General features: G+C 39.7%; 10 protein-coding genes. 5 read left to right on the top strand and 5 right to left on the bottom strand.

Going from position 1 to position 11,737, the window contains the following annotated elements:
* Positions 1-91: 91 nt before the first annotated feature.
* The 3 genes from CGICJO_RS08235 to CGICJO_RS08225 all read right to left on the bottom strand — a co-directional run bounded on the left by CGICJO_RS08235 (position 92) and on the right by CGICJO_RS08225 (position 4,348).
* On the bottom strand, positions 92-1,582 hold the full coding sequence (locus CGICJO_RS08235) for a glycoside hydrolase family 32 protein (protein WP_486498524.1): 1,491 nt from the start codon (positions 1,580-1,582) through the stop codon (positions 92-94).
* A 94-nt stretch (positions 1,583-1,676) separates the two neighbouring features.
* On the bottom strand, positions 1,677-3,575 hold the full coding sequence (locus CGICJO_RS08230; RefSeq protein WP_486498523.1) for a PTS sucrose transporter subunit IIABC: 1,899 nt from the start codon (positions 3,573-3,575) through the stop codon (positions 1,677-1,679).
* A 407-nt stretch (positions 3,576-3,982) separates the two neighbouring features.
* Positions 3,983-4,348 (bottom strand): metal-dependent transcriptional regulator, encoded by a 366-nt coding sequence (locus tag CGICJO_RS08225; protein ID WP_486498522.1) that lies wholly within the window; start codon positions 4,346-4,348, stop codon positions 3,983-3,985.
* A 210-nt stretch (positions 4,349-4,558) separates the two neighbouring features.
* Here CGICJO_RS08225 and CGICJO_RS08220 point away from each other — a divergent pair, with 210 nt between their 5' ends.
* From CGICJO_RS08220 to CGICJO_RS08205, 4 genes are all read left to right on the top strand, one after another.
* Positions 4,559-4,777 carry a FeoA family protein gene (locus tag CGICJO_RS08220; protein WP_087376271.1) on the top strand — a complete coding sequence of 73 codons (219 nt, stop codon included), beginning with the start codon at positions 4,559-4,561 and terminating at the stop codon, positions 4,775-4,777.
* A gap of 12 nt (positions 4,778-4,789) precedes the next feature.
* Positions 4,790-5,011, top strand: a complete 222-nt coding sequence (locus CGICJO_RS08215) for a FeoA family protein (RefSeq protein ID WP_087376270.1) — start codon at positions 4,790-4,792, stop codon at positions 5,009-5,011.
* 106 nt (positions 5,012-5,117) lie between these two features.
* Positions 5,118-7,592, top strand: coding sequence for a ferrous iron transport protein B (gene feoB, locus CGICJO_RS08210; RefSeq protein WP_486498521.1), 2,475 nt, complete (start codon positions 5,118-5,120; stop codon positions 7,590-7,592).
* Between the two features lie 26 nt (positions 7,593-7,618).
* Positions 7,619-7,789, top strand: coding sequence for a FeoB-associated Cys-rich membrane protein (locus CGICJO_RS08205; RefSeq protein WP_486498520.1), 171 nt, complete (start codon positions 7,619-7,621; stop codon positions 7,787-7,789).
* Between the two features lie 82 nt (positions 7,790-7,871).
* Here CGICJO_RS08205 and CGICJO_RS08200 read toward each other — a convergent pair whose 3' ends face one another.
* Positions 7,872-8,609 (bottom strand): HI_0787 family protein, encoded by a 738-nt coding sequence (locus tag CGICJO_RS08200; RefSeq protein WP_486498519.1) that lies wholly within the window; start codon positions 8,607-8,609, stop codon positions 7,872-7,874.
* Between the two features lie 129 nt (positions 8,610-8,738).
* Between CGICJO_RS08200 and CGICJO_RS08195 the strand changes: the two genes are divergently transcribed.
* Positions 8,739-10,298, top strand: coding sequence for a recombinase family protein (locus CGICJO_RS08195; protein WP_486498518.1), 1,560 nt, complete (start codon positions 8,739-8,741; stop codon positions 10,296-10,298).
* On the opposite strand, the gene CGICJO_RS08190 is transcribed toward CGICJO_RS08195, so the two are convergent.
* The gene (locus CGICJO_RS08190) at positions 10,288-11,643 is read right to left on the bottom strand and encodes an MATE family efflux transporter (protein ID WP_486498517.1); all 1,356 of its coding nucleotides are present in this window, start codon (positions 11,641-11,643) and stop codon (positions 10,288-10,290) included. The two genes, CGICJO_RS08195 and CGICJO_RS08190, sit on opposite strands and share 11 nt — an antisense overlap.
* Positions 11,644-11,737: the final 94 nt, after the last annotated feature.

The following is an 11,737-nucleotide window of genomic DNA, read 5'->3' as shown; positions in this document are numbered from 1 at the left end:
ATTATATCAATAATATACATCAATATTCAGCTTTATGCAACCGGATTATAATGCTCTTTTTAACAAAGATAAGTGAATAATTAAAATCTAATTAAAACTTTAAATCATACTTTTCAATGTCGAGCTTTACATTTCCTTTTGACTCGAATGTTATTGAGTCTGCGTCAAGAGGAGTATACAAAGCTGCCGACATAGCTTTCTCTCCGTCGTTTACAAACAATTCAACTGAATTGCGGTCCAGCAGTATTCTGAGCTTTAAAGAATTGTATTCATTCTTTTTAACCTCTATTGTGCGGCTGTGGACAATGTAGTGTGGAAAACCTGAATAGGTTCTGTCCAAAGTCAGCAGATTATCTGCCGGGTCATATGTTATACTGCTGTAAAAATCTTCGTTCTGCGCAAATTTTATTACAAACTTTCTGCAGGTTTCTTTTTTATCAAAGTATACCGTTGTGGTGAGGTCGATAATTCTTCCTGCCACTCCGGGGAGTTTTATCTCTTCTTTGATATCTATATTTTTATAGGATACTTTATTGTATCTGTAATTTTCAATTTCTCTTACGGGGTTTTGAATTAAGCAACCGTTTTTAATGGTCAGCTCTCTGGGTATTGTGAACATACCGAACCATTTTTGACCCTTGGGTACAAATTTTGATGAGTCCCAAGCCTGCATCCATGCAATCATTATGCGTCTGCCGTCCGGTGTCAGCAAAGTCTGTGGTGCATAAAAATCAATTCCGCCTTCAACGGGCATCACGTTTTCTCTTGTGAATTTTCCTGTTTCATAGTCAAAATTTCCTGTGATACATATAACGTCATGGCCGTTGTGATATTCAAGACCCTTGGCAATCATGTTTTGAGGTGATGTGATTAAAACCCATTTGCCGTCAAGCATGAACAAATCGGGACATTCCCACATCTTTCCGTATTCATTGTTTGACCTGTCAACCGTGCTTACAAGAGTCCATTTCTCCGGAGCGTCCTCAGATGCTTTGTAAAGGAGTATCGCTCCGCTTCCGTCTGTTGTGCGTGTACCTATTACCGCATACAAATCTTTATCTTTTTTCCAGATTTTCGGGTCTCTGAAATCCCATTTGCTTCCCCATTCCGGCAAATCATTTTCTTTCAAAACAGGGTTGAGTTTTGATTTTTCGTAATTTATTCCGTCACCAAATGCCACGCACTGAGCTTGAACCGTTTTCTTTGTTCCGTCCTCAATCATTTCAGGATAAACGCCTGTGTACATTAGCATCTGACGGCCGTCTGAAAGTTCAACTGCACTGCCGGAAAAACATCCGTCAATGTCAAAATCACTGTCAGGGGCAATCGCCACGGGAAGTCTTTCCCAGCGGATAAAATCTTTTGTCTTGTAGTGTCCCCAATGCATGGGGCCCCATTTTATACTGTAGGGATGATACTGAAAAAACAAGTGATATTCTCCCTTGTAAACGGAAAAACCGTTTGGGTCGTTCATCCATCCTATTGGCGGCGTCACATGAAATGAGGGACGCTCTTCTTTTGTTATACTGTCCGCATTTTTATTTTCATAATCTCGTGCCTGTTGCAGGATTTCTGATGTCATTTCAAAATCACTCCCTTTATTGTTGGCGGTACTCCGGCGGCAAAAACAAACGTGCAGATGCTTTTGCCGCCATTGTACATTGGCAAAGTACTTTTTATACTGTTATAACCTGGTCAAGCAGTTTGCAGCTGCCTGTGTTAAGCTTGAAATCACTGTAATCGTCACAGTTTGTCAGGAGAACCACAACGCAGTCCGGATGTCCTGCCTTCTTGATTTTTTCTCTGTCAAATGTGATGAGCTTTTCTCCGGCTTTTACTTTCTGTCCCTCTTTTACAAGACAGTTAAAGCCATCGCCCTTCATTGCAACTGTGTCAACACCTACATGGATTAAAACCTCCATACCGTCCGGTGATGTAATTGCAACTGCATGTTTTGTATCTGTAACTGATGAAATTTCTCCGTCAAAGGGAGCTACTACTTCTCCAACCTCAGGTTCAATTCCAACACCTTTACCGAGAATACCTGCTGCAAAGGTCTGGTCAGGAATCTGCTCGTATGAGAAAACTTTTCCGTTTACAGGTGCATAGATAACACCGCTTTTGCACTGAAGTGCAGGAACTTCTTTTTTATCTGTGTTATTGTTTTCAGGAGCGGTTGCTGCTTCGTCCTCTTTCTTATCCTTGAAGCCGAAAAGCCATGTGAGAACAAATGCAACGCCTGCTGAAATTATGAACATGATGATATAGTTGATTGGGTTGTGGAGGCAAAGCAAAAGTCCGAAGATACCTGTAACACCTGTACCGCTGGCGCCAAGGCCTACGATTGAAGCATACAGAGCACCGCAGGCGCCGCCTACAGCTCCACAAAGGAAAGGCTTGAAGAATCTAAGGTTTACACCGAAGATTGCCGGTTCTGTGATACCCATAAAGCAGGACATTGCAGAAGGAATTGCAACAGCCTTTGTCTTTTTATTCTTTGTCTTTAAGCCTACTGCCAAAGCAGCTGCACCCTGTGCAATGTTTGCAGCAGATGCCAATGGCAGCCAATATGTAAATCCGTACATTGCAAGCTGTCCAACATCAATAACAGTGTACATATGGTGAATACCTGCAACAACTGTTGCTGAATAAAGACCGCCCATGATAAAGCTTCCGATACCGAAAGGCAATGTAAGCAATGTCTGAATTCCGCCGATAATAGCGTTTTCAACTGTTACGAAAACAGGTCCGATAATTGACAATGTAAGATATCCTGTTACAAATACGCTTACAAGCGGTGTAACAAAGAGGTCGAACATTGGAGGTACAATCTTGTGAAGTCTTTTTTCAATAAAGCACATTACCCATACGGCTATGATAACAGGAATAACATGACCCTGATATCCAACCATATCTATTGAATAAAGACCAAACCAAACACTTTGGGTCTGCTGAACTCCTTCGGTAGCAACTGTCCATGCGTTCTGGAGATTCGGGTGAATCATAATCATACCTATAACTGCACCCAAGTACGGGTTTCCTCCGAAAGCCTTTGCTGCGCTGAAGGCTATCAAAATCGGCAGGAATGTATAGGCAGTGTTTGCAAACAGATTGGCAAATACGTATATTGAACCGGATGTATCCATGTTCAAATAGCCGTTGTTTACCATAAAGTTCAAGGCTTCCATGATTCCCATAAGGAAACCGCTTGCTACGATAGCAGGGATGATAGGCACAAAAATATCACCCAATGTTTTTATGGCACGTTTAAAAACATTTTGCTTTGCAGCAGCAGCCGCTTTCACGTCGTCCTTGCTGGCGGCAGTTATTCCGGCAATCTTGATAAACTCGTCGTAAACTTTGTTTACCTCTCCTGTACCGATAATAATCTGCAGCTGACCGGATGCACTGAACACGCCCTTAACGCCGTCAATGTTTTCCACAGCTTTTGCGTCGCATTTTCCGTTATCCACAAGAACCAAGCGAAGTCTTGTAGCACAGTGGGCAGCAGACACAATGTTTTCTTTTTGCCCAACTTTGTCATAGATTTCTTGAGCCACTTTTCGATAATCCATAACTTCTCCTCACTTTTTTAAATATTTTATTAAAATCCGCTTTCGGATTAAAATACAACATAATTTAAAATCAGTTCTTCTTCGCAATCGTCTTTTTGATTTCAATTTTTAAAACAAGTTATGAAATCGTTTCCATATGTATAATACCATATATGAAATCGTTTTTCTATACTTTTTCATCAAAAAATTTAACTTTGTATAAATGACTATTTAACAGCTTGTCCTGTTGTGCGTTTTTACCATGAAAAAACACAAAATTCAATATCCTGCACAAATGAGCCACATCTCATTTAGACATAAATAACAAAGCAAATTTCCTATATTTCTCATTTTTTCTAAAATTTTCACACAAAAGAAAAAGCCGCCGAAATTCGGCGGCAGTGAAAATTTTATTTTTAAAATTAAAATCAAGTGGCAGAAACATGCTTTTTAATAGCTTCAAAGCTTTCCTTGCTGATTACATGTTCAATTCTGCATGCGTCATGAGCAGCTGTCTGTTCGTCAACTCCAAGCTGTGTGAGCCACTTTGTAAGCATAACATGGCGTTCCAGCATTGTTTGAGCAATCTCTTCTCCTTTTTCAAGAAGTGTTATATATCCCTTTTCGTCCATGCTTATGTAACCGTTTTCTCTGAGATTTTTCATTGCAACACTTACGCTGGGCTTTGTAAAATCAAGCTCGTTTACTATATCTATTGAACGCACATAGCCCTTTCTCTGTCTTATTATAAGTATAGTCTCCAGATAATTTTCCGCTGATTCCTGAATTTTCAAGGAATACACCTCCCATTATGGCTTTTGTACAGTATATCATATACCAATGGTAATTTTCAAGTCAAAACGTCCATAATATTCCTTTTTAGGATAGAAAAGTTATTTAATTAGCAAAAAAATACAGAGAATTATTGACAAATAAGTTAGTTTGTGCTAACATACAATGTAGTTAGAAACATCTAACCGATTAACATAAAAGAAGGGGTGGCTATGATGCCTTTAACTATGGCTAATGCCGGTGAAGTTAATTTAATCAAAAAGGTTGGCGGAAACGAAAAAATCAGACGTTTTTTGGAGAGTCTCGGTTTTGTCGTCGGCGCTGATGTCACCGTTGTGGCTGTAAATCACGGAAACGTGATTGTAAATATAAAAGAATCAAGAGTTGCTATAAGCCGTGAAATGGCAAATAAAATCATGGTGGGTAACTAATAGGAGGTTATTATGCGTACTTTGAAGGATGTTAAGTGCGGCGAAACCGTAAAAGTTTCAAAGCTCAACGGCAACGGCGCAGTAAAACGCAGAATAATGGATATGGGAATTACCAAAGGCGTGGAAATCTTTGTAAGAAAGACCGCCCCATTGGGAGATCCTGTTGAAGTTAAGGTGCGAGGCTACGAGCTTTCGCTGAGAAAAGCTGACGCAGAAATGATTGAAGTGGGATAATCCGGATGTGTTTTAATATTTTTAGTGTAGAGTAAATCTATTAAAACACATCTTTATTTGAGCACAAAGTTAGCTTATTCTAACTTATTTTAATGGAGGAATTGGTATGTCGTTTAAAATTGCACTTGCCGGCAACCCAAACAGCGGTAAAACCACACTGTTTAACGGTCTCACCGGCGCAAATCAATTTGTCGGTAACTGGCCCGGAGTTACCGTTGAGAAAAAAGAGGGAAAACTCAAAGGATATAAGGATGTAATAATCACCGACCTTCCCGGTATCTATTCCCTTTCCCCTTACACTTTGGAAGAGGTTGTGGCACGAAATTATCTTTTACAGGAAAAGCCCGACGCAATACTCAACATAGTTGACGGTACTAACCTTGAAAGAAACCTTTATCTTTCAACTCAGCTTATGGAGCTGGGAATCCCTGTTGTAATGGCTATCAACATGATGGACGTTGTGAGAAAAAACAAGGACGTCATTAAAATAGATGTTCTTTCAAAGAAAATAGGTTGTAAAGTGGTGGAAATTTCCGCTTTGAAAGGTACAGGTATTCAGGAAGCTGCTCAAGCCGCCTACGACGCCGCAGTCAACGGCAGAAAAACCGAGCCTGTTCACCGCTTTTCAAAAAAATGCGAGGAATATCTTGACAGTATAGAAGATAAATTAACTTCTGAAATTCCTCAGTTCCAAAAAAGATTTTACGCTGTTAAGCTTTTTGAGCGTGACGAAAAAATAAAGGAAACAATGAAAAATCTTCCTGATGTTGAAGAAATAATCAATCAGGCTGAAACTGAGTTTGACGACGACACAGAAAGCATAATAACCAACGAAAGATACAGCTACATAGATTCAATTATCAAAGGCTGTTACACAAAGCACAACAAAAATAAGCTCAGCACCTCCGATAAAATCGACCGAGTTGTAACAAACCGCTGGGCGGCTCTCCCAATATTTGCGGTGGTTATGTTTATTGTGTACTACATTTCCGTTACCACCGTTGGAACCATATTTACCGACTGGGCAAACGACGGCGTATTCGGAGACGGCTGGCATTTGCTGGGCATAGGAGCCGGCAAATACGAAACCGCAAGCGAGGAATATTCCACAGCCGACACAGAGGTTTCCGCTTTTCTTGAAGCCGCAGAGAACGCCGGTATCGACACAACAGCCATAAGCGAAGCAAGAGAAAACGGTGAAGAAATCTCAGCAGAAGAGCTTGCCGCCTTTGAAGCTTCCGCCGCCAATGTAACTGGCGAAGCTGTTTTCTATGACGACGACACAGGAGAGGTTTCAGAAACCGTTCCGGTTAATCTTGCTCTTTTTAAAGAAGCATATCAGGTTTCAGAGCCAGACCCGGCAGATTACGGCGTTTGGGTTCCAGGTATTCCTGTATTTGTTGAACAGGGTCTTACAGCTATCAACTGCGCAGACTGGCTTCAGGAGCTTATTTTGGACGGTATAGTTGCAGGTCTTGGAGCAGTTTTGGGATTTGTTCCACAGATGCTCGTTCTCTTCCTGTTCCTTGCTTTCCTTGAGGGCTGCGGATACATGGCACGTATCGCATTTATCATGGACAGAATTTTCAGAAAATTCGGACTTTCCGGTAAATCCTTTATTCCTATGCTTATAGGAACAGGCTGCGGAGTTCCCGGCATTATGGCTTCCAGAACCATAGAAAACGACAGGGACAGAAAGATGACCATAATGACAACCACCTTTATCCCCTGCTCCGCAAAGCTTCCGATAATCGCCCTTATTTCCGGTGCACTTTTCGGCAGAGCCTGGTGGGTAGCTCCAAGCGCATATTTTGTTGGTATTGCCGCCATAATCTGCTCAGGAATTATCCTTAAAAAGACCAGAATGTTCTCCGGCGACCCTGCTCCTTTCGTTATGGAGCTTCCCGCATATCATCTGCCGACTGTTGGAAATGTTCTCAGAAGCATGTGGGAAAGAGGCTGGTCATTCATCAAAAAAGCCGGTACAGTTATTCTTCTCGCCACAATCTTCGTTTGGTTTGCTTCCGCTTACGGTTTTGAGGGCGGCGGATTTACCAAAGTCGAGGATATGCAAAACAGTATTTTGGGAATTATCGGAAGCTTTATTTCCCCTATCTTTGCCCCTCTTGGCTGGGGAAACTGGCAGGCAACAGTTGCCGCCTTTACCGGACTTATCGCAAAAGAAAACGTGGTTGGCACATTCGGTGTTCTCTACGGGGGATTTGACGAGGTTGCGGAAAACGGCTGGCAGATTTGGGCAAACATGAGAGCATCTTTTACAGGTCTTTCCGCTTACTCATTCCTTGTGTTCAACCTGCTCTGCGCTCCATGCTTTGCCGCAATCGGCGCAATTAAAAGAGAGATGAACAACGCAAAATGGACTTGGTTTGCAATAGGTTATCAGTGTGTATTCGCCTATGTTGTTTCAATGTGCATATTCCAGCTTGGAACACTTATCACAGGCGGCGGATTTACAGTAGCAACAGCAGTTGCAATACTTCTGGTTGTTTTGTTCCTCTATCTCCTTTTCAGACCAAACAATACAGACAATAACAGACTTACAAAGAAAGTAAGAGTTTAATAAAAAATAAAAACAGGAGGCCGTATATGAGTTTTATAATTGCAAATTTGGGTACAATAATTGTGGGACTTATAGTTGCAGTTGTCGTGGGACTTGTGATATTTTCCTTGATTAGAAACAAGAAAAAAGGCAAATCTTCCTGCTCCTGTGGCTGCGGATGCGGCCACTGTCCCAACAGCAGCTCATGCCATAAGTAATTATGTAAAAATACAAGCCGAAAAAAGAGCGTTTCCGATAAAAAGGAGGCGCTCTTTTGCTGTTATAACTATAAAAGATAAATTATTTTTGTATCTTATATTTTTCTTTGCGTTCATCAAACTTTTCTTTAAAATATAGCCACAAAAATTGGTCGAATTCTTTGGCTGTGATGTTTTTATTTAATTTTTGGGAAAATGTTTTTTTCAATTCTCCCATTGCTTTACAGAAAATTCCATAGCTGTTAAAAGAAGTGATATTCGTAACCTTTTCACATCCCTTACCTGCATTGGCTTTTACTACAGACGATATATAGCTGTCATAAATAGGAAAAGCGTCCGGATTATGAAAACCGTCCAAAATATGAAAACTGCAATATTTAGTTGCAAACGAATAATGGTTGTTCATTTTCTTTATATTTTCTTCGCTGGAGTCTTTGGAATTTGCTATAATCTGTACCGCTTTTATTCTATCTTTTTCATCTTCTGAAGATATATATTCTTCTAACTTCTTTCCATTGTTTATAATATGTTTAGCCAACCAATATGTATCAATATTTTTTACTCGTGTAGAATATATCTGATTTATGATGCTTATTTTTGCAATAACACCATTTATATCAGTTTGACTTTTGTATTTATCAGTGCAAAGGTCATTTATGGCTTTTTCAGGAATCTGTAATTCATATTTTCTCCACTCTCCCATAATCCTTTTAAAGTTACAGCACATATCTTCCATATTTTCTTTTTCTGAAAAAACAAATTCTTCAGCCACTTCTTTAATAATTTCAGAATCACTTTTTAAATATTTTTTCTCACTCATTATAATCAATCCTTTCTCAATTAAATATACACCAATAATATAATATTTTCACCATTATTATATTGCAGTCAATCAGAAATTTCAACATTATTTTACAATATATAATAACGATTGTATTGAGGTGATTTTATGAGCTATTGTATGTATCTTAGGAAGTCCAGGGCGGATGAACAGGCGGATATTTCCAATCGGTTTGACACTTTACAAAGGCATGAGGATATACTTTTTGAACTTAGCAAAAAGCTTGGTTTAAAGATTGAAAAGATATTTCGTGAGATTGTTTCAGGGGACAGCATTGAAGCCCGTCCCGTTATGCAGGAACTGCTTTTTCAGGTTGAGAAAAAACTCTGGGATGGTGTTTTTGTAATTGAGGTTGAACGACTTGCAAGAGGCGATACGGTTGACCAAGGGGTTGTGGCAAGGACTTTCAAGTACAGCAAAACAAAAATTATAACTCCTATAAAGATATACGACCCATGCGACGAATTCGACGAGGAATATTTTGAGTTCGGGCTGTTTATGAGCCGTCGTGAATACAAGGTTATAAACAGGCGATTGCAGCGTGGGCGGTTATCATCAGTCAGAGAGGGAAAGTATACCGGAAGCATCGCTCCCTACGGTTACAGGAAAATTAAATTGAAAGGTGAAAAAGGCTTTACACTTGAAATCGATGAGGATAAAGCCGCTGTTGTTAAGCTTATCTTTAATTTATTTTTAAATGGAACTGAAATCCTTGAAAAATATGAGCCTTTGGGAATTTCAAAAATTTCCCGGTATCTTAATTCAAACAATATTCCATCTCCCTCCGGTAAAAAGTGGTCGCCATCTTCTGTTTACGGAATTCTCACCAATCCGGTTTACTGCGGTCAAATACGCTGGAATTATCGTCCTGCCTTAAAATCTGTAGTTATGGGAAAAATGAGAACTGAGCGCCCGAGAAACTCACCTGAAAAATACATGTTGACTTCGGGGCTTCATGAAAAAATTATTGACAAAGACGTATTTATAAAGACTCAAGAAAAAATTTCAGCCTGTCACAGGCCTCCTGTAAACCGAAGCAAGACAATAAAAAATCCATTAGCCGGATTAGTTATCTGCGAAAAATGCGGAGCTAAAATGGTTAGAAAACCTGCATGCACAGGCGATTATCTTGTCTGTCCCAAAAACTGCGGAAACGTATCCTGTCTTTTAAGCCTTGCAGAGGAAAAGATATTAAACGCAGTTGACTATTGGACAAAAGGATACGAAGTCCGATTAAATAAATCCCCCAAAAATACACCTGTTCAGGAGGAAAGTCTGCGTTGCCTGTCAGTTTTAAATCTTGAAAACAATCTAAAAAAGTTACAGAACCAGCTGGAAAAGGTTTACAGCCTTTTTGAACAGGGAATATATTCAAAGGAAGTTTTTGATATGAGAAAAAACAAACTTGCAACAGAAATATCCGAGATAAAAAAGCTCTTGTCTGACTTTGAAAATCAAAACTCACCGCAAAAAGATGATACAGAATTGGTTTTTGAGCCTGTAAAAATCACAGAGATTTACCAAAATACAACAGACCCAAAAAACAAAAATGATATTTTAAAGGAACTGCTTTACAAGGTGGAATACAAAAAAGAAAAAAGCGCAAGGTGGCATTGCTCACCCGACGCTTTTGAAATTACTGTTTATCCTAAGTTACCTAAACGGTAGCCGCTTTCATTTCTGTCACTGTTTTAAGCTTTTTGACACTGCGCAAAACCATCGGCAAAGCGATAACAAATGTCAGAACCTCACCAAACAGAACCGCATACCAAACTCCCTCAACACCCATAAGTGATGTTAAAATCCAAAGTCCAAGCGTTACAAACAAAAATCCTTTGCACACAGCCAAAAGCAATGATTTTCTTCCCTGTTCTATAGACTGGAAAAAGTACATAAGCATTGTGTTTATTCCTGTGAAAAGCAGTGATGAAAAATACATTATCATTCCCTTTGAGGCTATAGCTTCCATATTTGTATCTCCGTTTGAGAAAAATGAAACTATAAATCCCGGAACCACCGTAATTATTCCGTAACAAACTATACAGAAAACCGAAGAGTAAATCAGACACACACGCAAGGATTTTGAACATCTCTTTATGATTCCCGAACCGAAGTTGGTGGAAATTAAAGGCTGTGCCGCCTGGGCAAAACCATTTAAAAGTCCTTTAAACACATAAGCGATATTTGTGATAACCGCATAGGCGGCAAGATAAACCTCTCCGCCCAAGTTTAAAATTGCGCTGTTGAACATGAATATTATAGCTCCTGCGCTCAATTCCATTATTCCGCTACCTATTCCCACAGACAAAATTCTGCCTATAACCTTTGGGTCAAAGGATCTAAGCTTAAAATGCACGGTATTTTTTCTAAGGATAAAATGGAATGATGCGGCGATAAGTGAAAGCACCGGCGCAATAGATGTCGCCACTGAAGCTCCGAAAATTCCCATATGGAACACAGAAACAAAAACATAGTCCAATATTATATTTGAAATATTTCCAACCATAAGGGCAGCCATTGCAAGCTTTGGATTGTTATCCGCCCTTAAAAGCACACTCAGCGAGTACATAAGCACAAATGGCAATGCACTGCACATAACAGGCGTCAGGTACTCCAAAACCAATGGAAGAAGCTGGTCATCAGAACCCAAAAGATAGGCAAATTCCTTTCTGAACAGCACTCCAAACACCGAGAACATCAGTCCCACTATAAGCATCATAAATACTGAAACGGAAAAAGCCTTGTTTCGGGTATTCATATCACCGCTTCCCTGACTTATGGACATTATTGTAGCTCCGCCTACTCCGAAAAGCAGACCCACACAGGACAAAATCGTAAACACCGGCATACATATATTCATTGCCGCCAAACCCTGACTTCCTGAACCTGCCGATACAAAATAGATGTCTACGATACAGTAAATTGAATTTGATAGCATTCCCAAAAGTGTGGGTATCAGGTATTTAAGATACACTTTGTTAACACTTTTGGTTGTCAACTCACTTGTGAACAAAACAAACACTCCTTTACATCCACACTATAATATCAAATAGGTACACTGTTTTCAATATACTTTTGTTATTGTTTTCCAACTGTTTTTATAAATT

The sequence above is a fragment of the Candidatus Limousia pullorum genome (genome assembly GCF_057405065.1).
This window is presented reverse-complemented; position numbering and strand designations above follow the sequence as displayed.